Annotated in this window: 19 protein-coding genes, 1 tRNA gene and 1 riboswitch; of the genes, 13 read left to right on the top strand and 7 right to left on the bottom strand. The window is 58.6% G+C overall.

Annotated elements, in window-relative coordinates:
• The first annotated feature begins 132 nt into the window (after positions 1-132).
• From ACOQOY_RS08445 to ACOQOY_RS08435, 3 genes are read left to right on the top strand one after another with little or no spacing between them, the layout of a single operon-like run.
• Positions 133-1,377: a GTP-binding protein gene (locus ACOQOY_RS08445; RefSeq protein ID WP_420585013.1), complete on the top strand. Its 1,245-nt coding sequence runs from the start codon at positions 133-135 to the stop codon at positions 1,375-1,377.
• Positions 1,374-2,009 carry a DUF1826 domain-containing protein gene (locus tag ACOQOY_RS08440; RefSeq protein WP_420585012.1) on the top strand — a complete coding sequence of 212 codons (636 nt, stop codon included), beginning with the start codon at positions 1,374-1,376 and terminating at the stop codon, positions 2,007-2,009. Before ACOQOY_RS08445 ends, ACOQOY_RS08440 begins: the two co-directional genes overlap by 4 nt.
• Complete coding sequence (locus ACOQOY_RS08435; protein ID WP_420585011.1) at positions 2,009-2,266, top strand: DUF6525 family protein; 258 nt, start codon at positions 2,009-2,011, stop codon at positions 2,264-2,266. The genes ACOQOY_RS08440 and ACOQOY_RS08435 overlap by 1 nt, the downstream gene beginning before the upstream one ends.
• A gap of 38 nt (positions 2,267-2,304) precedes the next feature.
• On the opposite strand, the gene ACOQOY_RS08430 is transcribed toward ACOQOY_RS08435, so the two are convergent.
• The 4 genes from ACOQOY_RS08430 to ACOQOY_RS08415 are packed head-to-tail and all read right to left on the bottom strand — an operon-like array spanning position 2,305 to position 5,015.
• Positions 2,305-3,204 carry a metal ABC transporter solute-binding protein, Zn/Mn family gene (locus ACOQOY_RS08430; RefSeq protein WP_420585010.1) on the bottom strand — a complete coding sequence of 300 codons (900 nt, stop codon included), beginning with the start codon at positions 3,202-3,204 and terminating at the stop codon, positions 2,305-2,307.
• Positions 3,201-4,103 (bottom strand): metal ABC transporter permease, encoded by a 903-nt coding sequence (locus tag ACOQOY_RS08425; protein ID WP_420585009.1) that lies wholly within the window; start codon positions 4,101-4,103, stop codon positions 3,201-3,203. Before ACOQOY_RS08425 ends, ACOQOY_RS08430 begins: the two co-directional genes overlap by 4 nt.
• Positions 4,096-4,854, bottom strand: a complete 759-nt coding sequence (locus ACOQOY_RS08420; protein WP_420585008.1) for a metal ABC transporter ATP-binding protein — start codon at positions 4,852-4,854, stop codon at positions 4,096-4,098. The genes ACOQOY_RS08425 and ACOQOY_RS08420 overlap by 8 nt, the downstream gene beginning before the upstream one ends.
• Entirely contained in the window at positions 4,854-5,015 is a 162-nt protein-coding gene (locus ACOQOY_RS08415) for a hypothetical protein (protein ID WP_420585007.1), read from the bottom strand. The genes ACOQOY_RS08420 and ACOQOY_RS08415 overlap by 1 nt, the downstream gene beginning before the upstream one ends.
• Before the next feature lie 98 nt (positions 5,016-5,113).
• Positions 5,114-5,327, bottom strand: a riboswitch (cobalamin riboswitch).
• Between the two features lie 713 nt (positions 5,328-6,040).
• Between ACOQOY_RS08415 and ACOQOY_RS08410 the strand changes: the two genes are divergently transcribed.
• From ACOQOY_RS08410 to ACOQOY_RS08385, 6 genes are all read left to right on the top strand, one after another.
• Positions 6,041-7,312 (top strand): tyrosine-type recombinase/integrase, encoded by a 1,272-nt coding sequence (locus ACOQOY_RS08410; protein ID WP_420585006.1) that lies wholly within the window; start codon positions 6,041-6,043, stop codon positions 7,310-7,312.
• 338 nt (positions 7,313-7,650) lie between these two features.
• The gene (locus ACOQOY_RS08405; RefSeq protein WP_420585005.1) at positions 7,651-7,857 is read left to right on the top strand and encodes a helix-turn-helix transcriptional regulator; all 207 of its coding nucleotides are present in this window, start codon (positions 7,651-7,653) and stop codon (positions 7,855-7,857) included.
• A 63-nt stretch (positions 7,858-7,920) separates the two neighbouring features.
• Entirely contained in the window at positions 7,921-8,748 is an 828-nt protein-coding gene (locus ACOQOY_RS08400) for a hypothetical protein (protein WP_420585004.1), read from the top strand.
• Complete coding sequence (locus tag ACOQOY_RS08395) at positions 8,745-10,505, top strand: AAA family ATPase (RefSeq protein ID WP_420585003.1); 1,761 nt, start codon at positions 8,745-8,747, stop codon at positions 10,503-10,505. The genes ACOQOY_RS08400 and ACOQOY_RS08395 overlap by 4 nt, the downstream gene beginning before the upstream one ends.
• Before the next feature lie 393 nt (positions 10,506-10,898).
• On the top strand, positions 10,899-11,378 hold the full coding sequence (locus ACOQOY_RS08390; protein ID WP_420585002.1) for a hypothetical protein: 480 nt from the start codon (positions 10,899-10,901) through the stop codon (positions 11,376-11,378).
• Positions 11,379-11,507: 129 nt separating this feature from the next.
• Positions 11,508-11,645 carry a hypothetical protein gene (locus ACOQOY_RS08385; protein WP_420585001.1) on the top strand — a complete coding sequence of 46 codons (138 nt, stop codon included), beginning with the start codon at positions 11,508-11,510 and terminating at the stop codon, positions 11,643-11,645.
• Between the two features lie 54 nt (positions 11,646-11,699).
• Here ACOQOY_RS08385 and ACOQOY_RS08380 read toward each other — a convergent pair whose 3' ends face one another.
• Together ACOQOY_RS08380 and ACOQOY_RS08375 are read right to left on the bottom strand one after the other, a co-directional pair.
• On the bottom strand, positions 11,700-12,362 hold the full coding sequence (locus ACOQOY_RS08380; protein WP_420585000.1) for a hypothetical protein: 663 nt from the start codon (positions 12,360-12,362) through the stop codon (positions 11,700-11,702).
• 1,046 nt (positions 12,363-13,408) lie between these two features.
• Positions 13,409-14,470 (bottom strand): hypothetical protein, encoded by a 1,062-nt coding sequence (locus ACOQOY_RS08375; RefSeq protein WP_420584999.1) that lies wholly within the window; start codon positions 14,468-14,470, stop codon positions 13,409-13,411.
• A gap of 201 nt (positions 14,471-14,671) precedes the next feature.
• On the opposite strand from ACOQOY_RS08375, the gene ACOQOY_RS08370 reads away from it, so the two are divergent.
• Complete coding sequence (locus tag ACOQOY_RS08370) at positions 14,672-15,073, top strand: hypothetical protein (protein ID WP_420584998.1); 402 nt, start codon at positions 14,672-14,674, stop codon at positions 15,071-15,073.
• Positions 15,074-15,333: 260 nt separating this feature from the next.
• Here the strand turns inward: ACOQOY_RS08370 and ACOQOY_RS08365 are convergent.
• Positions 15,334-15,423, bottom strand: a tRNA-Ser gene (locus tag ACOQOY_RS08365).
• Between the two features lie 353 nt (positions 15,424-15,776).
• Between ACOQOY_RS08365 and ACOQOY_RS08360 the strand changes: the two genes are divergently transcribed.
• The 3 genes from ACOQOY_RS08360 (at position 15,777) to ACOQOY_RS08350 (ending at position 20,361) form a co-directional block, all read left to right on the top strand.
• The gene (locus tag ACOQOY_RS08360; RefSeq protein ID WP_420584997.1) at positions 15,777-16,883 is read left to right on the top strand and encodes a FecR family protein; all 1,107 of its coding nucleotides are present in this window, start codon (positions 15,777-15,779) and stop codon (positions 16,881-16,883) included.
• 80 nt (positions 16,884-16,963) lie between these two features.
• Positions 16,964-19,198 carry a CHASE2 domain-containing protein gene (locus ACOQOY_RS08355; RefSeq protein WP_420584996.1) on the top strand — a complete coding sequence of 745 codons (2,235 nt, stop codon included), beginning with the start codon at positions 16,964-16,966 and terminating at the stop codon, positions 19,196-19,198.
• A 113-nt stretch (positions 19,199-19,311) separates the two neighbouring features.
• Positions 19,312-20,361 (top strand): patatin-like phospholipase family protein, encoded by a 1,050-nt coding sequence (locus ACOQOY_RS08350; protein ID WP_420584995.1) that lies wholly within the window; start codon positions 19,312-19,314, stop codon positions 20,359-20,361.
• The last annotated feature ends 118 nt before the right edge of the window (positions 20,362-20,479 follow it).

Raw genomic sequence — 20,479 nt, 5'->3', positions numbered from 1 at the left:
GACACCCCGCGAAACACCTGAACACCATCCCATTCCAGCCCTCAAAGCCAAAGCCGTCATGACGCCTTGCATTGTCAGCATTTCTGTTGTTCAAGATGTTATGATATTACATATTGAATCGAGGGAAGCGCAATGACACCTGACGCCACACAAGAAACCTCTACAGCAGACAGCCGTCTGCCTGTTACCGTCCTGTCCGGCTTCCTCGGGGCAGGAAAAACCACCCTGCTGAACCGCGTGCTGAACAACCGCGAAGGTCGTCGCGTTGCTGTCATCGTCAACGATATGTCCGAGGTGAATATCGACGCCGATCTGGTCCGGGCTGAAACCGAACTCAGCCGCACCGATGAGACGCTGGTCGAAATGTCCAACGGCTGTATCTGCTGCACACTGCGAGACGACCTGCTGGCCGAGGTTCGACGGCTGGCCGCAGAAGACCGGTTTGACTATTTGCTGATCGAATCCACCGGAATCTCGGAACCTCTGCCGGTCGCGGCGACCTTTGATTTCCGCGACGAAGACGGCGATAGCCTGTCGGATGTTGCCCGTCTGGATACCATGGTCACGGTTGTGGATGCGGTGAATCTGTTGAAAGACTTCTCGAGCCACGACTTCCTGCATGATCGCGGCGAGACGTTGGGGGAAGAAGATGAGCGTACGCTGGTGCATCTTCTGACGGATCAGATCGAGTTTGCCGATGTGGTCATTCTGAACAAGGTCGATGACGCCGGACCGGACCGCACGGATGCCGCGCGCAAAATCATCCGCAGTCTGAACGCGGACGCGAAAATCATCGAAACGAACCGCTCCGCGGTCGACAGCGACGCAATCCTTGACACGGGCCTTTTCGATTTCGAGGTCGCCCATCAACATCCGATGTGGGTGAAAGAGCTGTACGGTTTTGCCGATCACGTCCCGGAAACCGAAGAATACGGGGTGGCCTCTTTTGTCTATCGCGCGCGCCAACCGTTTGAGCCTGAAAAGATTCTGGCGCTGTTGGACGGGGATTTGCCGGGCGTGATCCGGGCAAAGGGGCATTTCTGGATTGCGACACGCCCTGAATGGGTGGCCGAGTTTTCGCTGGCAGGGGCGCTGTCCAGCGTGCAGCCCATTGGCACATGGTGGGCCTCAGTCCCCGAGGCCCGGTGGCCCGATCACCCCTCGGTCCTTGACTACATTAAGCAGCACTGGGCAGAGCCATGGGGCGACCGGCGGCAAGAGATCGTCTTTATCGGCGCTGGCATCGACTGGCCGACGCTGAAATCCCGGCTTGATGCCTGCCTTCTGTCCGAAAGCGCCGCGCCGGGGCCAGACGCGCTGCCTCTGGACCTGCCGGACCCGTTCCCGGGGTGGCGCCGGGTGGAGGATGCAGCGTGAATATCCTGCGCACTGAAATCAGGAATGCCGCCGCGGGTGTTGGTGTTGCCGACACCCCGGACGGTCTGTCCCGGATTGAGATGCCGGGATGCGCCGCAACGATCTGGCGACGTCAACTGTCGTCCGAGGTCCAAACATGGGTCAACGCGCTGGACCCCGCTCAATTGCCGACCGGTCGGTTGATCCTGCGCCCGGCGGCGGTACCGGACGCAGTGCGACATTTGTTCGATATGGCTGGCATTCTGGACAGTGCGGAACGGCAATGGCTAGAGGCGGACATCGCTGATTTGGCGGCGCGTTTTGCCGCGATCATGCGCGCGCCTTACCTGCGTCTGCGTTTGGATGCGATCAGCACAAATGCCTGCCGGAAATTCCATATCGACGCCATTCATTCGCGCCTGATCTGCACATACCGCGGGACCGGGACGCAATATGGTATTTCGACCGATGGCAAAGATCCCAAGCGGGTGTTCACCCTCGCAACCGGGGCTCCAATGATCATGCGCGGCACGTTGTGGCCTCAGACCCCGCCGTCGGGCCTGCTGCATCGCTCGCCCCCCATCGCAGGCACGGGCGAAACACGAATGGTTATGGTGCTGGACCCGATCTTCGATTTGGAAGAGGCCGAGTGATGGGCCGAAACCTTGGGCAGACCAAGCTGCGCAAACGGCGTCGAAATGAGAGCCCGATGCGGGAATATGATCGGTTGCCGCCGGTCTTGCGTACCTGGGTCTCGCAGGCGGCTCTGCCCTGGCGGCCACGTTCGGTTTTGCGGGCCTACAACGCGGCACTGGCGCGGACCGGAGACCAGAGCCGGGCGTTAGAAGAACTCAAGCGCCTGGAAGCTGCGCAACTGGCAAAAGATTCGGTGTTTGCTGCGGTTGCATAGGCAGAGGGGCGGACCACAGAGGCCCGCCCCGTGCGTTTTTAGCTGGCTGTTTGGTTGTCCAGCGCGTTCAGCAACGTGCTGAGATTGTGCTGGAACATGGCCAGATAGCTGGTCGCCGGACCGCCCCGTTCGGACAGCGCGTCCGAGTACAGACGGCCGCCGATCTCGATGCCGGTCTCGTCCGAGATCTGTTGAACCAGAGCCGGGCTGGCGATGTTCTCGACAAACAAAGCAGCCGCACCTTCGGCCTTCAGCTGGTCGATCAGAATCGCGAGGTCCTTTGCCGAAGGCTCGGCCTCGGTGTCGATGCCAACCGGTGCCAGGAAGGTCAGGCCATAAGCATCCGCCAGATAGCCGAACGCGTCATGTGCGGTCACAACAGTGCGGCGGTTTGCGGGCAGCCCGGCCAGTTTGGCCTTGGTTTCCGCATCCAGCGCTTTCAGCTCGGCAATATAGGTGTCGGCATTGGCAGCGATCTGATCTGCGTGCGCGGGCATCGCTGATTGCAATGTCTCCGACACATTGGTCACGTAGATCACGCCATTCGATAGCGAGTTCCACGCATGCGGGTCAATCTCACCCTCGACCTCAACCGGCGTGACGCCGTCGGTGGCGATATGCACAGTCGCTTCAGTGCCGGACTCTGCGATCAGAGTGTCGGACCATGTCTCAAAGCCCAAACCGTTGACAAAGATGATGTCCGCCTGCGCCACGGCCTTGGCGTCGGCAACGGACGGCTGATAGACATGTGCATCCGCGTCAGGGCCGACGATGGTTGTCACCTCGGCCAGATCGCCCACGACTTCCTCGACCATGTCACCGAGGATCGAGAAGCTGGCGACGATCTTTACGTCGTCTTCATCCGCCACGGCCGAAAATGCGACCAAAGCGAAGGATGCCGAGGCAACACCGGCATACAGGGATTTCATAAGAGTCATTGTACTCTCTCTTCTTGTGGAACTTGCGCAACAGGGATGTCTTTGGAAACGGACGGTTTGCGTAGCCGTCCGCCAAAACCAAGCGGGCCAAAGATGGCCGAGATCAGGAAGAATCCGCCCGCGACCAGCACGATGGCCGGACCCGACGGGGTGTCAGGGAACAGGTAAGACAGGGTCAGCCCAATCCAGCAACTGGATACGGCAAAGACAAAGCCCAGAACCAGCTGCGCGGTGATCGTGCTGGCCCAATAGCGGGCCGCCGTTGCGGGCAGGATCATCAGGCCAACCGCCATCAGCGTCCCGAGAGTCTTAAAAGCGGCCAGCAGGTTCAGGACCAGCAGCAACATGAAACCCTGATCGACCAGCCAGGGACGGCGCGTCTGGGTTTCAAAAAACACCGGGTCGCAGGTGCTGACGATCAGCGGGCGCAGTAAGAAGGCAAACGCCACCAGCGTCACGGTTGCCACCCCGCCCACAAGCAGCATCGAGGCATCGTCAATCCCCAGGATCGAACCAAAGAGGAAGCTCTTTAGCGGTACGGCAGATCCTGCGGCCGACAGGATGAATATCCCGACCGCCAGCGCAATCAGATAGAGCGAGGCAAGGCTGGCATCGCTGCGCAGAATGGTGCGACGGGCCAGCAGCGCGGTCAGGATGGCGACGCCAACCCCGGCGATCAGCCCGCCGATCAGCAGCGACATGACCGAAAGGCACGCGGTGACAAAGCCGATGACAATGCCCGGCGTAATGGCATGGGCCATCGCCTCGCCCGCCAAGGACAGGCGCCGCAGCACGAGGAAAGCCCCCACCGGCGCGACCGAGGCCGACAGCACTGTTGTTGCTACAAAGGCCCGGCGCATGAAGGCAAAGTTCCACATCTCAGAGAGGAGGTCAAACATGCGGGGTCTCCACGGCTGATGGGCTGCCCCGGAACATCCAGGACGCCTGACTTTCGGACAGATACCCCTGCGCGACCAGCCGGTCGGGGGTCAGGACGTCATTCACTGTGCCATGCGTGGCTTCCTGTCCGCCCAGCAGCAGCGCGTGGCTGCAATGGTCCAGCACCGACGATAGATCATGCACCACCAGCACCACGGCGCGACCTTCGTCGCGCCAGCGGCGGATGATCGACAGCAGATGTGCCTCGGTGCTTTGATCCACGGCGGCAAAGGGTTCATCCAGCAGGATCAGAGGGGCATCCTGCATGATCACACGTGCAAACAGGGCGCGCTGAAGTTGCCCGCCTGACAGCATGTGCAGGGGACGGTCGGCGATATCCAGTACTCCGGCCTCATCCAGCGCGGCTGTCATCCGGTCGCGTGCGGCACTATCCAACCCCGAGCGGAGGCCAAACCCGCGCCACGCACCCATTGCAGCCAGATCGCGCACGCGAATGGGAAAACGCCGGTCAAACTCGGTCATTTGTGCCAGATAGCCGATTTCAGCAGGGCGACCCTGTGGCCAGTTCAGAGAGCCGGAGAGCGGGTCCATCAGGCCCAGCAGCATCTTGACGAAAGTGCTTTTCCCCGATCCGTTGGCCCCCAAAACGGCCAAGGTCGTTCCTGCGTCGATGTCCATGGACAGGCGGCGAAATAATGTCAGGTCGCGGTACCCAAGCGTGAGGTCGCGGATTTGCAGTACAGCCGACATCAGAGCACCGCGTAAATGGTAAGCCACAGCAACGCCGACACGGCCAGCGCACCCGCGATCAGCGTCGGCAGGCTGAGTTCCGTCAGACAACGCCCCCATTGCGATCCAGCGTCAAAATCCGCCGCGCGTTGGGTCTCAGGTCTCTGCAATGACAAGCTCATCGCCTCCTTTGTTCGGACGAGGGCAAAGCGAGTGCAAGGCTTTGAACGGCAAGGACCGCTTGAAACACTGTCATCTCCCTCTGGGACACCCCGCCCAGGTTCATTCATAGTCGGATGGCAGGTCTCCTGACTTGCGGGTCAACGCTGTCCCGATCCTTCCCAGGCATTTGCCCAGTGGACGATCTCGGGTCGCTCACCGCCTACAGTTGCGGGGGCAGTCACGGATTTGACCTGAAAACAAGGCCGCACCGTATTCCCTTTTATCCCCTTCCTCGTAATCAAGGCCGGAGAACCATCGCGGCGACGAAATACGAAACTTTTTGATTCGACAAGGGTCGGCGCTGAAACGGTTGCGTCACTTGTTGTTGGAAGAATTGCGAACGCCATCAACAGCAGGCTGCGGCGTCGTTGCGCGGGAATCGAGAGGATTGTCTGGCGAGCAGGTCAAAACCTGTACCGGAGTACGGCAATTCACTGCGTTGAGGTCCGCAGGGGATGGCCAGATACGGCGGCTACAGCAGTGATAGGTGGCGGAGACCAAGTCCGCCCTTTTAGTTCCTCATGAGGTTTCTTAACCCCTCAGGTGACCTCTAAAAATCATTAAAATACATATTATTGTGAAAGTATAGGTTTTCATACGTCCTCATTTCATATCTTGCAATCTCAGATAATAAGGGGGCAGATAAGGGGGCTGAAAAGGGGCGAGTGGTTCGCCCCTCAGCGCAACCGACACAGGAACACCAAGTGAAGATCACAAAGAATACTACCAACGTGACAGTGAAGATCACGGCAGGCTGCCCAGACCAATTCCGCAAAATCGTCGCGGATTTGGCACAGGCAGTGGGCGCAGACAACGTGCGCCAAGTCGAGCATAGATCCGATTTCCTTGAGGGGTACGTTTCGATAGCCCCCCGCAGACAAAATCAAGTCCCAGTAGGTGCAACGCTGCACTGATCGCCGAAAAACTATTTCCGGGCGGGGGTAGCAATTCGCCCCCGCCAAAATCGAACACTAGGGAACTCATCATGTCCGTAGAACCGGCAAAAACACGTGACCGAACCACCAACCGACTGAATGCCCGCAAGGTGGAAACTCTCAAGACTCCGGGGCGGCACCTGGACGGGGGTGGCCTCGCACTCACGATCAGTAAGACCGGCGGGAAACGGTGGATTTGGCGCTTTACGAGCCCCGAGACAGGCAAGGTGCGCGAAATGGGCCTTGGCCCCGCAGGGAAAGGCGGCGTCAGTCTGGCCGACGCACGGCAAGAGGTCGAAAAAGCTCGCGCTCTAGTTCGTGAACGTATTGATCCCATCGAGCAAAGAGCGAGGGAAACAAAGGAAAGACAAGCGAAAGCACGCGATGCTGCCCCCATGCCCACGTTTGGCAAATTTGCGGAGGAATGGATGGCTAAAAACTTAAGCCGGTTCCGCAACCCAAAACATCGACAGCAATGGGTCATGACGCTGACGAAATACGCCGCGCCTCTAAGCAACTTGCCGATAAACGAAATCACTACAAAGCAAGTGGTAGAAGCACTACGCCCAAAATGGACGCAAAACCCGGAAACCGCGAAGCGAACACAGGGGCGGATCGAACGAATATTGGACGCGGCCAAAGCTTTAGATATGCGTAAAGGGGAAAACCCGGCACGTTGGAAAGGGCACCTGGAGTTCATCCTACCTCAGCAAAAGAAGCGACAGCAAAAAGGACACGCCGCTTTGGCCTGGTCCGAACTGCCCGATTTCATTAGCGACTTGCGCGGACGTCAGGGCACCGCAGCGCGTGCGTTGGAGTTTGCTATTCTCTGTGCCTCTCGGTCAGGCGAAGTCAGGGGAGCAATTTGGGGTGAAATTGACTTCGCGACTCGGACGTGGACCATACCGGGTGACCGGATGAAGGCAGGTAGCCAGCACAGGGTTCCTCTGTCTGACCGCGCGCTTGAAATATTGCGCGAAGTGGAACAGCTGCGCCCCGAAATCGATGGGTCCGAGGAAACTGTAGTATTTCCCGGCCCACGCTCGGGCACTGCCCTAACGGACATGGCTCTATTAAACGTTCTGCGTCGTATGGAAGTTCCCGCAACCCCCCACGGTTTCCGCAGTAGCTTTCGAGGTTGGGCCGAAGTCGCAGCCGCAGCACCTTACGGCGCGATTAGGCTTTCTCTTGCGCACACCCTCACCGACAAAGTGGACGCCGCCTATATGCGCGACGATGCTTTCCAAGCACGCCGTAAACTGTTGGCGACTTGGGCTGACTACTTGAATGGCGACTGGATGCCTGAACCCGACGCCGGGTAGTCCGGTGAAATTTGAAACATGCAACGCTCCTTCCGGGAAACCATTTGTCGGGTATGTCAAACGGCTGGCAGGAGCGAAAGAAAATTCATCCCAATCCCGCCCGCCCAAGTGATTGAACTACAACAATTTCCGACCGCACTCTGTCTGGTTTGTCAAACAAAACAATGAGTTAAAGTAAATTTAGCGTTTGCGGGTATGCTCACACAGCGCCATACTTAAGCACATACGGACACCGAACTGGTGCAAGGCAGCGAAGGGAAAACACTAGAAGCTTCGCAATTCTCGGGTAGCGCCGCTGCGCAACGCCCGCACACCGTAGATAACTGAGAGGTTTCAACGTGACCACGACCCTTACGCACGACGTGTTGCTGAACATCCATGAAGTTGCCGCTCGAACAGGTTTGAGCCGGGCGACTATCGACCGCATGCGAAAACGTGGGAATTTCCCGCGCCCGACGTTGATTGGTGAACGTTGCCTTCGGTGGTCAGCCAATGAAATCGGGCTTTGGATTGAAGAACAGTTGGCAGACCGGCTAGCCGCCTGAACCAATATCAGAAAAACAAAACCCCGCCCGCACGGACACGCGGAACAGGGTTTGAGGTACTTATTGATGCAGTCAGAAACTATCAAACCCGCTAACGGCGGGCAACAATCCCCTTCACCCGAAGAAGCCATTGAAGTCCTTAAAGTTGCGCAGATATCCGGCTTAACAGACAACGGCGAACCCACGCTTGAACAGTTGGCCGCGCAGTTCGCTTTCGGGTCTCTTACCTTTGAAGATGCACTTGCAGCGACACGAGACGCATTGCTAGCAAACGGCATTGCTCAGCGCGCACTTGATGCAGTCGCCTCGCTATTCTTGCCCGGCGATGTAATCGAACTTTGTGCCATCGGCACGGAGGGCAGCGTCGTTGCTATCTGTGAAAAGCTAGACTGCTCAGAAGGCCGAACGGCCTTGCTTGAATTCATCAATGCACAGTTCGGGCATCGCAATCTTTACCTGGGCGTCTGTCCGCGTAAAGAACACATGGCAGGTGAACGCCGCCGGGCCAAGGCGCAGGACGTAGCTTGCCGCCGCCATCTGGTCGCGGACTTGGACTTTAAGGACGCCCCCGACATGGACCCGGACTGGGCGCGAACCGTAGAGGCGCTGAGCACTCTGCACCCTTCCATGACAGTCCAAAGCGGTAACGGCTTCCAAGTTTGGTTGCGGGCGCAAGAGCAACGGGACGAGGCGTTGCAATCGTCGTCGGTCGGTTCATTGGCTGACGCGCTTGCCGCGCTTGGTTCGGACGCGGTTGCGGACCCGGCCCGGATTATGCGGCTGCCTTACACGCTCAACATTCCGAATGAACGCAAGCGGCAGCGGGGGGCCGTTCTGCGCCTTGCAGTGCCCGTAGAGCAACCCGCTAACCAACAGGAACTTGCCGCATGATGCACGCACCGGCACCCACCCCCGAAGAACTCCGAAATACTATTGCTGGACTTGCTGCCCGGCTTGGATTGCCCGGACGCAACCGCGCGTCCACGTCCGCAGCCGCATCGCCCAGCGCAGACACAGCGCCGGATAAAGTCGCCTATCTTGAGCCCTTCAAGATGCTGATGGAAGGGCTTCCAAACACTGATCGCATCGGTCGGGATGAACAGGTGGCCGTTGCCCACGCCGTGCGTGGCGCAGTTGAAGGCACAGGGTTGGAAGCCGAAGGGCGCACCCTGTTTCTTGATTGGTCTGCACGCTGGGCTTGGGGTGGCGATGCCACGCACGACGCGCAGCTTTACGACACGATCCGCGACACTCGAATCGGCTGGACATGGCTGCGCGGCTATGCCACGCGATTGGACCCAGCGTTGGGGGAGCGTGTAGCGCATGCTGATGCGGTGGCCGTTTTTGGTGGAAGCCCTGTCAATTCGGCGGACGTGGACGCACTGGCGGCGCAAGTATCGGCTGGCAGCGCGATTGCACACGCATTGACAGGGTTCACGCTGACACCCGCTAAAGCGCCAGTACCGGGGCAAATCCCGCCCCGTCGTTGGCTGTACGGTAAAAATGTCATCGCGGGCTTTCCTTCGGTTCTTGTTGCGCCCGGCGGCACTGGCAAAAGCGCCCTTACTACCGCTGAGACGTTGGCAATGGCGACCGGGAAAGTGCTTTTCAGCGGCGATGAACCAATCCGCCAGTTGAAGGTGTGGAGCCACAACGCCGAAGACCCGCACGACGAACAGTTGCGCCGCCTGGCAGCTGCACAATCGCACTACGGCATCACGGACGCAGATATTGGCGGACGGCTTTACATGACGTCTGGACGCGACCTGCACCTGTGTCTGGCGCGGATGGGGCGTGATGGACCAGAAGTGGTGCCGGGTGTAGTGGACGCGTTGGTGGACATTATGCTGGACGTGAATGTTGACGTGCTGGTTTTGGACCCTCTGGGCGCTATCCACAGCCTGCCAGAGAACGACAACACGGCCATCAACGTCCTGATGGGCGCTCTGCGCCAAATCGCGGACCGCACCGGGGCAGCAATCGTATCGGTTCACCATGTCGGCAAAGCAGCGGGCGCAGACATGAGCGCGTCGGGGGCAAGTGCAGCGCGTGGCGCATCCGCCATCGTAGACGGCGCACGGGTCGTTCGTCAGTTGGTCCGCATGACAGAAAAAGAAGCCCGGCAGTTTGGTATCGCTGACGATGAACGCAACCATTTCGTGCGCGTGGAAAACGGCAAGGCCAACCTTGCGCCTGCCGCGAAAGCGCGCTGGCGGCGTTTGGTCTCGGTTAAGCTGCACAACGGAACGCCTGAATACCCAGCTGGGGACACGGTCGCGGTTGTCGAGGATTGGACGCCGCCCGGCCCGACGGTCGGTACACCTAGCGATCTTCACCGCGTCCAAGCCGCCATCCAGTCCGCCACGTCCAAACCCCGCGCAGACAAGCGGTCGCAATCTTGGGCGGGCTACCTGATTTCCGACGCGCTGGGCATGGACGTCGGCACACCCGGCACCAAAGCAGCAGACCGCACGCCGGAACAGGCACGGGCTTTCAGCGCCGTATCGGACATGCTGGACGGTTGGTTGGCGGACGGCGGGTTGCGCACCGTTTCGGAATTCGATCAACGGGCAAAGCGTGAAGTCGAGTGCGTTGCAGCGGGTGAACCGGCAGTAGTTCGAAAAGAAGCCGAAGGGGGTCAGCAATGACCGCCCGGTCCTTCAATCTGACTGTTCCGAAAAAGTCGTGCGCAGTTGCGCAGTTCAACTGCGCACAACTGCGCAGTAGTTGTTTTACTTAAGGGCGCAACTACTGCGCGCGGAAAAATGCCCCGTGCCAATTGATTGCCGCAGTTGCCGTACCCGACTGCGCAAAATTGAAGGAAATTGCGCCAAATTTGGGCGCTTTGAAGGGTATTAGATACGAAGGTGCCATTCATTCTGATTGCACGCAGCGCGAGCAATCAGAGCGAAAATCACAGCGATAATCACGCGGGGGCCGCTGTCCCGCTCTGGGCGCAAATACACACAAGGCGCAACAAGCGCGACAAACAGGCAACGCCCGGTCTGTGATGAATACATTTTGAATTGAAAGGGCAGAGCATGTCCAACACAGCAGCAAACCGCTTTTACGAAACTGCCGTCGAAATGGCGCTGGATACCGCAACCCGGCATGACCTATTTCCGGGGCAGAACCGGCACGGCGATGAAGAATACTTCCTCAAGCACTCCGACCGCACGGTTCGGCTGCGGATCATCAAAGAAAACACGCACTCATCCGCTTTCAGTGCGTTCATTGCCTTCCGAAAGTCAGCGCCCCGCAATCCAAAAGGCTGGCTGCTAGATTACGTGATGGTTCCGAACGACCAATGCACTTTGGGGATTGGTGGTGCCGCGATTTCGTCTCTGCCACCAACGGAACTGGAAGAAGAACGCATTGCGTTGAGCCTGTTCGGATCGTTGGCCCGTCCCCACTTCGATATGCAGCCTAAGAGCCTGACCCAAAAGTCTCAGGAGTTCAAAAACCCCGACCTTGTGACCGGAATTTGGCCCCAACAGACACACGGAGGCAGTGAGAACTGATGCGGGGACACTCAAAATCGGCCCGAAATCAGGGTCTCGGGGACTTTTGGGTCAGGCTCTAAGGTCTGGCGGCAATGGCAGTCGGTGCATCAAGGGCCAAAGCCCCGGTACTCATTGATTGAGGACGCCGTGCACCTATCCAACTACGTCCCCGGCGTTCCTGAGACTTTTGCGACGGACGACCCCCTAAGCCTGTGCAGCTATTGGATTGCCTGCAACGGTCAAGCGCGGTTCGACGCGGCGGTGAAACAAATGGGCGTCAAGTGAAGTTGGCCCGCAAAGATATCAATCGGCGGCGCATACAGCGCCGTTGACACCCCATTACGCCCGCGCCGCCGCAACCACCGCCAGCCAGCGTTTGCACGCCTCTGAGTCCGCAGGCTGCGCCAGATAGTCCCGTAAGGTGCGCAGCACTGCCAGCTGATTTGCCTCGTCTGGCACCACTGCCATTATCGGTTCCAGCACGGCTGCATTCTCTCGGTATACCCGCGACAACTCTGCCTGTTCATTCTCACCGGCAGGTTGTGTCCGTGGACGTCCGCGACGTCCGTAGCCTTTCCCGCGCTGGACACGGGCTGCTTTGGGTTTATCCGGCAGGGTTCGCTTGGACGCACCGCGCCGCTCTGAGGCATCGACACGCCACGTCCGGGGTTGCGCGCAAGGTCTTGTTTCGCGTCCGCCAGCATCAGCCGGACGTGGCCCCGCGTCTGCGACTCGCCGGGGCAAGTCTTGCGCCACCGCCCTTTGCCAAGCTGCGCCGTCCTGTCGGTCGATTTGTGTCCGCCGGTGCCGCCACCGAAGCCAGTCCAGAACCGCAGTGGGCAAGGTATCTACATCCAACCCGCCCAGCGCGTCACGAAATGCGCACTCATGCTTGCCCAGGTCGATTGTACTGCCCCGTAGCCACGGGTTTTTCTTCCATTGGTCCCCTAGCCGGTTGGCCGCACGGCGGGCTTCGGCACGGTTCCATTCTTCGGCAGACACGCTACCTGCCTCAAACCGGCGTTTCTGACGCTCACGATATGCGCGTGCCGCATGTGGCCCGGCGTGACGCAAGCAGCGGCCTTGTTTGCTCTCGACAATAGGGGCTTTTTGGCACGTGGAACCTGTACGGTCTTTCGCCCCGCAGAAAGGCAGTGATGGCGAGCCGAGCCGAAAACCCCGCCCCGCCTCACGAAAACTGGCCTCGTGTTCAAGTGAAACAAATGATCCGTGTTTTCGCGCCGTCATGACGATTACCCCAGCAGCTTACATGGGATGTTATTTTATAACACTTTTGTTGAAGTTGTAAGGTGCCATACCTGCAAAATTGCGTTGCCCTAACCTCGATCAACCATTAGCAGACTCGGCAAAGTTGATTAGGGCACGAGAATGATTTCAGATCTAGATGAGTTGGCGCTTGGGTGTGCTGATGAAAACGCGCGTATCAATATTGGTGAGGCCATCAAGTGCTACCAAAGCGGAGCTTACCGCGCTGCAATCGTAAATGCTTACGTCGCCGTTTGCTTCGACTTGATCGAAAAGGTGAAAATCTTAGCTGCTGCTGGTGACGGAGCGGCAAAAGCTGAAGAACAACGTCTTCAAAAGTTGCAAGAAAAGCATGACGAGGGCGACCCTAGCGCAATCAACGGTCTGCTCAAATTTGAGCGCGGGTTGCTGGAATCGTTCAGAGAAAAATTCGAATTTTTCGGCAAAAACGAATTCGATGAGCTTGATAGGTTGCGAGAGGACCGAAACCGTTGTGCGCACCCTACGTTCTCAAAATCCGCAATCCCTTTCACACCATCAGCTGAGTTGGCGCGCCTACACATCAGAAATGCTCTGGTTCTCGTCCTTACGCAGCACCCGCGCCAAGGCAAGGCTGCGGTTCAAAACTTAGAAAGCATAATATGTTCTTCCTACTTCCCTTCTGACCGAGCAGAAGCAGTTGTTCGGCTTGAGGGATCGGAGCTAAAGGACGCCCGCCCATCTCTCGTCAACGCGTTCTTGGACAGAATTTGCTTTGGGGCGGCAGAAAAAGACAGTCCTCTTTACATGAAGCGAGTCACGCAAGTGGTGCTTGATGCAGTCGTACACATGCACAAACCCATTTGCGCCGTGACGTTCTTGACGGACTCTTTGCCTGCGCCTTTGAACAGCTGCTTTGCCGCAACGCCCTGCCCGGCCATTTCAGCTAGTGCAATCACCACGCCACGCCCGACGCCGCGCCGGGATGCTGCGGCCATGAACTCAGGGTCACGGATCAGGGCTTCGGCTTCCTCTGGCGTCTTGGGGGAAACGCCGTGTTCCGCGAAAAACTCGTTTACGCTGGACCCGAATTCTTGCGTCAGAGTACCGCCACCAAGCACAGCAGCGCCAGCTGCGGGGCTGCGCGTCGCCAACGTGGTCACAGCCGACGCACCCATTTGAGGCAGACTTTCCGCGGCCGTCTCGCCCAGAAACGCGAGCGCGGTGCCGGGGTTCTGCGCGTAAGCTTTCAGGACGTCCGAAGTTGTGTCCGGTGCAGCGGAAAGGATTTGCCTGAATTGCTCTGCGCTGGCGCTACCCGGCAGAGCCGCAGCTTGGTCGTTCAGACCTTGTGCCTTCTGCACGTTTTCAATCGCGCGCTGCGCCACTCGGCTTTCGTTGCCGCGCGCTGCCCCCGCGTCGCGGGCACGAATGTCATATGCCTGCCGAAAAGTGTTGGCGAACTCTGCCGGGTAGCCCATCCGTGCAATCGCTGCGGACGCCAGTTCGGGTGTGGAAATGTCCATGCCTTCCGGCACGTCCGGCAGGCGGGTCGTTTCAAGGAACGCGTTTCGGATCAAATCAGGTTCGGACAGTGCAGCGTCCGCCAGCACAGTCGCACCCTTCTGCGCCTGAATGGCGGGCAGGGTCGAACGCGTCCGCAGGAAACCGCGTTTCAGCGCCCGGCCGAGCGCCGTACCAGCCGGGTTTGAAATGGACGGGTCGCTGTCCAGCGTGAAGCCGTCAGGTAAGCCGGGCATCTTCGAAAGATCGAAGTCGGCAGCGGGCTTGGTAGCACCGGGTTTCTGGCCCACTCCTGCGTTCGGCGCGGCGTCCAGCGTGAAGCCGTCAGGCAACGGCGGCATGGCAGCCGTGCTTGCTTTTGTTGTGCTTGGGTAAAGAGCCGGTGAATTTGCCAACAGAACATTCCTTTGAACTACCGGCGGACGTCGCCGTACTTGGCGCGATTCTATTTCTGACGACTCCACGGAACAACGATTGACTATTGGTTTCCTTGAAAGATTTCAGGTGTATTGTCTCGGTGGAAAACAATTTTTGAGGGAAGAATGCTTAAAGAACTTGGATGCTATGGCGTCGGTTTTGGTTTGGTCGGTATCTGCTTCGTTGGCGGAAATTTGATAGCGGATTTGGTTTGGGGACTGAGTGCTGACTACTCTGGTTGGTTTGGCCCGTTGCGCGCCATTATTTCAATCGTACCGGGGTTAGTTGCTTATTACATTTTCGCGCCCCAGATCAGCTTTATGGGACATAGACATTTGTCCTTGCCTCCAATTCTCTTGGGGGTGGTCGGTCTGGTTCTCGTTGGGGCTATTGTTGGTCTAGCCTACATACAGGGCGTTCACGCGGAAGCTATCACGCTGGAAATGGTGTCAAGCTTAGTGCCGTTTGTTGGCTGGGCTGGCTTCGGTTTTTGGCTGATGGCGCAACCCGCAGAAAGCCACGCGTAACGCACGCGGGTCATAACTGCCCTAGTCTCATCTGACTGCTATGTCAAAAGTCCAGAAACCCCGCGCTTGGTATGCGTGGGGTATAAACAAAACTGCGCTGCGCTCGGGTGAGGCCGGGGGGTCGGGGTGCGACATTCCGACTCGGCAGATGGGTAAGTAGGGAGTTTAGCCGAAGCCGAACTATGTAAAATCCTACAAGGGGGCAGATAAGGGGGCTGGTGATATATACGCTCACCAACTCATTGTTTTTATGAGTAAAGTGGCGGAGACGAAGGGATTCGAACCCTCGAGACGGTTTCCCGCCTACTCCCTTAGCAGGGGAGCGCCTTCGACCACTCGGCCACGTCTCCGCTGGCGGGTATATCCCTGCATGTCACCCGGATACAAGGCGATTTTCTACGCCGTTTGCATTTTTCTGGAAACCGACGCAACAAGGCCTGAAACTCGACCTGCGAAACAGCCCAAGGCAACGGAAGCACACCGGAATTTCACCTTTGGCCTTTGTTCACCGTCCTAAGTTGCGCGGCCCTTGGGTTGGGTCATCAAGGCGCTGCGGATGTAAAACTTGCCAAGAGAGCGCGTTTTAAGGCATATTTGTCTATATTTATTTAAAGAAATTCAGAAAACTGAATTTATCAGAGGCACAAACCGAGCGGCGGGCGCCATGCGCTCAATACGCACCTTTGGGGGAAGGGAAGTAGGTTTGGCCTGGTTTAAATTGTTATTGGTTACGTGGTGCATTCTGATCCTGCCGTCGCAGGTTCTCTCTGACATCGGACAAGTCATCGGCGTCGAGCAGGGCGCAAAGGTCACGCGTGAGGGTAAGTCACAGACGCTGCGCGCGGGCATGGCTGTGGTCTCGGGCGACTCGATTTCGACCGACGGCAGCGGTGTGGTGCAGCTGTTGTTTGTCGATGAAACAAAGATCGCCATCGGACCAAATGCGCGGATGACGCTGGACGTGACCATGTTGCGCGGCAACAAAAAAGCCAAGAACTTTGCGGTTCAGGCGCTGGGCGGCAGTTTCCGGTTCATTTCCGGCAAGAGCAAAAAGCGCGCTTATTCCATCCAAACCCCAACCGCCACCATGGCCGTGCGCGGCACCACGTTCGACATGTGGGTGGCCTCGGGTACCCAAAGCGCGATGCTAGTGTTGGAAGGCCGGGTCGAGATGTGCAGCCTGAACGGCGGATGCAGGGCCACAGGGCGTCAGTGCAGCCTGTTTGCGACAACGCAGAATGGCTCGGTCGGGCGTGCAGTGGATCAGGAAGAATTTGAAAAGGCGCTGAAAAGCGGGTTTCCCTTTGTGCAATCGCAAGAACAGCTATTGGCACCATTGCAGGTGGATATAGGTGGGTGCGCAACCGAGGCGCTGCGTGTTCCTCCACCACGGTCTGATGCCCCTACGCCAACTCGTGAACGTCGTGAAGCGGGCACTGTCAAAAGCGCCGAAGCCGCGGCACCGCGCAGTGATCCCCCTGCGTCCCCTGCGCCCGCTGATCCCGGCCCCGGTCCGGCAGCAAATCCCGGCAGCGGCAATGGCGGAAATATCGGGGGCAATACCGGCACCGGCAACGGCAATGGTGGCAACATTGGTGGTACAACCGGCGGCGACGGGAACGGCGGCGGTGGAAATATCGGTGGTGGCAGCGGCAGTGGTGACGGCAGCGGTGGCTCAATCGGGGGCGGCACCGGCAGCGGCGGCCCCGGCAGTGGCGGCACGATTGGCGGCGGTAGCACCGGCGGCTTTGGCGGTAGCGCTGGCAGTGGTGGCACCAACGGCAATGGCGGTAACAGCGGCGGTAGTTAAGCCCTACGCCCCCGCACCTGACATCAGTTCGAACGAAGTCGTGGCACCAAAAGGACCGACCACGGCATTCGGAGGAAAAAGTGAACGGAAAGCCCAAGGAACGGACCGGGCGACGACGCGCCTTTCAGCTTGTAGGGCTGGGCCTGATACTGATCGGTTGCTTTATCAGGGTGCTTGACCCGTATCCGGTGCAGATGACGCGGCTGGTTTATTTCGACATTCTTCAACGCATATTGCCACGAGCGTATGATCCCGACCTTCCGGTGCGGGTTGTTGACATTGATGAGCGCTCGTTGGCGGATTGGGGGCAATGGCCGTGGCCGCGAACCTTGGTTGCGCAGATGGTTCAAAATCTGGGCGAATACGGTGCCGCAGCCATCGCGTTTGATATGCTGTTCGCCGAACCTGACCGATTTTCCCCCGCGCGTCTTTTGAAAGATCCATCTCTGGAAGGTGTCCTGACCGTTGAACGACGGGCCGATAAGCTGGACAATGACCTGCTACTTGCGATGGAGATCGCCTATTGGCCGGTGGTCTTGGGCACAGCGGCACGTTTGTCTGTGGAAGGTAATCACCTCGCCGCCAAGGCCGGCATCGTTGAATTCGGAGAAAACCCGATCGCGGGTCTGACCTCGGTTCCACACTGGACGCCGATCGCCCCACCTTTAGACCGGTCTGCGGCGGGGATAGGCGGGGTCAATGTCTCGCCCCTTGGCGGGACTGGCATCGTGCGCCGGGTGCCGGTTCTGTGGGACGGTCCGAACGGACCGCTGCCGGGCCTGGGGATCGAGGCGCTCAGGGTCGCCATGGATGAAACCAACATTATCGTCGAAGGCGCGGCGGACGAAGAGGGCATCATGCTGGCCGTCGAGATCGGCGGCTTCCGCCTGCCGACGACGGAAAGCGGTGAGGTGTGGCTCAGGTACAGGCATGAGAACCACAACCTGTATCTTTCGGCCAACGACGTCATGCAGCCGCCGGACAATCCCGATCTGAGGGCCGAGATCGAGGGCCGGATCATTCTGATCGGCACGTCGGCGGCGGGATTGTTCGACATGCACCAGACTTCGCTGGGTGAATCCGTCCCCGGCGTGTCGATCCATGCGCAGTTGCTTGAGCAGATCATGTCTGACGAAATGCTCAGCCGATCGGATGTCACTGCAGCGCTTGAACTGCTGTCCTTTGTTATTCTGGGCGTCGTGGTAACGGCCGTCATGGCCCGGTTCGGGGCGGTCGCATCATTCGTGGCGGGCGGCGTGTCGGCGGCAGTGGTGCTTGGGATCAGCTGGCTCGCCTTTCAGAACCAGCTTGTCCTGTTCGACGTCACCTTTCCGCTGCTGGGTGGCATGGTCAATTTCGGACTGTTGGCTGGGTATCTGTTCGTCTCGACCGAGCGTGAAAAGCGGGTGATCCGGCAAATCTTTTCGCACTATGTCGCGCCCGAGATTCTGGACGAGATGGAACTGTCGGGCCACCAGCTGCAACTGGGTGGCGAGACGCAGGAGATTACCGTGATGTTCTCGGATATCCGTGGCTTCACACCCTTGTCCGAGTCAGTTTCGGCCACGGACCTTGTTGCTTTGCTGAATGAGCTGTTTTCGCAGGTCGGCGATCAGATTCTGCTGGAGCGAGGGACCATCGACAAATTCATCGGCGATGCGGTGATGGCGTTCTGGAACGCCCCGCTTCCGGTTGAGAACCACCCCTGCCGCGCCGCACAGGCCGCTTTGCTGATGCGTCAGGCGCTGGTGGATTTCAACGCATCCAGCGTCATGCGGGGGCGACCGCCGATTGCTCTGGCCACGGGGTGTGCCACCGGTCGGGCCTGTGTGGGCAACATCGGATCCAGAAGCCGCTTCAATTATACGGTCATCGGGGACGTGGTGAATGTTGCCGCCCGGATCGAACAAAGCTGCCGACATGTTCAATACGATATCCTCGTCTCCAGTTCGGTTTATGAGAAAACCAAGCAGGACATGGCCATGCTTGAAGCTGGCTATGTCGACCTCAAGGGTCGAAGCGATCTGGAGTCGGTCTATGTGCTGGTCGGCAATCAGGACGTGCTGAACACTCCTGAGTTCCAAAAGCTGGAAACCCTACACAACGATCTGGTGCGGGCCATCCGGGACCGTCAGTCTCAGGCACGGATCGACAGAATGAGTGATGATTGCGTCGCGCTTGCCGAACTTATCGAGCCGGGCTTGCGACGATTCTATTACACGCTCTCGGGCCGGGTGGCGGATTTCCGGTCGGACTTCCAGTCGAACCAGCTGATTTTCAGCCATCACCGTCGGGAAAGAACGCCCGTGGCCTAGGTCCGCCGAAAGCAGCGCAGAGCCTTCTTGCGAAACGAATGGATTTCCTCATGATGTGCAAAAGGTCACATCCATGAGTGTGACGGATACAAAAAAGACACGAGGCGCATCGAATGGTATTCAAGTTGGTGTCCTGCGACGGCGGCGGGATCAGGGGGTATCTGACCTGTCTGATGCTGCAAAGCCTGCACGATGAGACCGGCTTTCTGGACAAGGCCGACGGGTTTGCGGGCACCTCGACCGGCGGGCTCATTGCAGTGGCGCTGGCCGATGGCCGCACGCAGGGTAAGGATATGGGTGCGTTGGTCGCCGACTTGGCCGCGCACTACCGCGATGACGCCGACAAGATCTTTCGCGAAAACGAGCGCAGCGCGCTGGATAAGGGGCTGGACGCTTTGCTGCGACGGTTCAAATTTGGCGGCGGCCCGGGCATCACGGCATCGCAATACAACGCCACGGGTCTGGAAGAGATCGGCCTGACGCTGGTCGGAGACCGAACGGTCAACTCGCTCTCGTCTGATCTGGTGCTAGCGGTAAACACGGTTTGTCTGCATCGCAGCGACAAGGTCGGGTGGTCGCCGTTCACGATCACCAACCAGACGCTGGACTATGAAACCTGGCTGGATATGAGCGCGGTCAAACTGCTGGATGTTGCCATGGCCAGCTCGGCCGCGCCGTCCTATTTCCCGCCTCACCTGATCAACGCCGATGGGGTGGATTACGGTTATTTCGCTGACGGTGGAACCTTTGCCAACAACCCGGTAATGAACGGCATCAACGTCGCAATTGCAGCTGGCCGGGCAAAGGGGTTGGAACATATCGAGGCGCTGTCCATCGGCACCGGACAGCAACCGACGGATATTTCCGAGGACATGATCCGGGACCCTGACGATTGGGGCCTGCTGAAGTGGTTCGGCATCACCTCGAACGCCCCGCGCGGAGCTTTGATCGAGCTGCTGCTGACCACATCCGCCGAAAACCAGTATTGGATGGCAAATCTGGTCCTGAAGGATCGGCTGGTGCGCCTCAATCCGCCTTTGCCCAAAGTTGTGGGGCTGGCCACGCATCGGCCGGAATCCTACCACCTGATGGACAAAGCCTTTCAGACCAGCAAGCAAAGCGCCTATTGGGATCACGCCGTACAGATGCTGCGCAATTGGTGACCGGTTCTGACAAAATCGTGGTTTTTCGGCCCCTTATGCGATCGCCCGGTTGCCTTTGTCAGCGCGTTAATTAAGGTTAACGCGACGAATTTGGGAACTTTCAGCTCAGAGTTGGAGA

The sequence above is a fragment of the Ruegeria sp. genome, assembly GCF_965221235.1.
Classification (GTDB): Bacteria; Pseudomonadota; Alphaproteobacteria; order Rhodobacterales; family Rhodobacteraceae; genus Ruegeria.
This window is presented reverse-complemented; position numbering and strand designations above follow the sequence as displayed.

Coding starts and splice junctions, on each gene's coding strand:
- ACOQOY_RS08390 (WP_420585002.1), top strand. CDS start 10,899: ATGTCCAACACAGCAGCAAACCGCTTTTACGAAACTGCCGTCGAAATG.
- ACOQOY_RS08425 (WP_420585009.1), bottom strand. CDS start 4,103: ATGTTTGACCTCCTCTCTGAGATGTGGAACTTTGCCTTCATGCGCCGG.
- ACOQOY_RS08395 (WP_420585003.1), top strand. CDS start 8,745: ATGATGCACGCACCGGCACCCACCCCCGAAGAACTCCGAAATACTATT.
- ACOQOY_RS08370 (WP_420584998.1), top strand. CDS start 14,672: ATGCTTAAAGAACTTGGATGCTATGGCGTCGGTTTTGGTTTGGTCGGT.
- ACOQOY_RS08375 (WP_420584999.1), bottom strand. CDS start 14,470: ATGCCGCCGTTGCCTGACGGCTTCACGCTGGACGCCGCGCCGAACGCA.
- ACOQOY_RS08430 (WP_420585010.1), bottom strand. CDS start 3,204: ATGACTCTTATGAAATCCCTGTATGCCGGTGTTGCCTCGGCATCCTTC.
- ACOQOY_RS08350 (WP_420584995.1), top strand. CDS start 19,312: ATGGTATTCAAGTTGGTGTCCTGCGACGGCGGCGGGATCAGGGGGTAT.
- ACOQOY_RS08415 (WP_420585007.1), bottom strand. CDS start 5,015: ATGAGCTTGTCATTGCAGAGACCTGAGACCCAACGCGCGGCGGATTTT.
- ACOQOY_RS08410 (WP_420585006.1), top strand. CDS start 6,041: ATGTCCGTAGAACCGGCAAAAACACGTGACCGAACCACCAACCGACTG.
- ACOQOY_RS08435 (WP_420585011.1), top strand. CDS start 2,009: ATGGGCCGAAACCTTGGGCAGACCAAGCTGCGCAAACGGCGTCGAAAT.
- ACOQOY_RS08445 (WP_420585013.1), top strand. CDS start 133: ATGACACCTGACGCCACACAAGAAACCTCTACAGCAGACAGCCGTCTG.
- ACOQOY_RS08420 (WP_420585008.1), bottom strand. CDS start 4,854: ATGTCGGCTGTACTGCAAATCCGCGACCTCACGCTTGGGTACCGCGAC.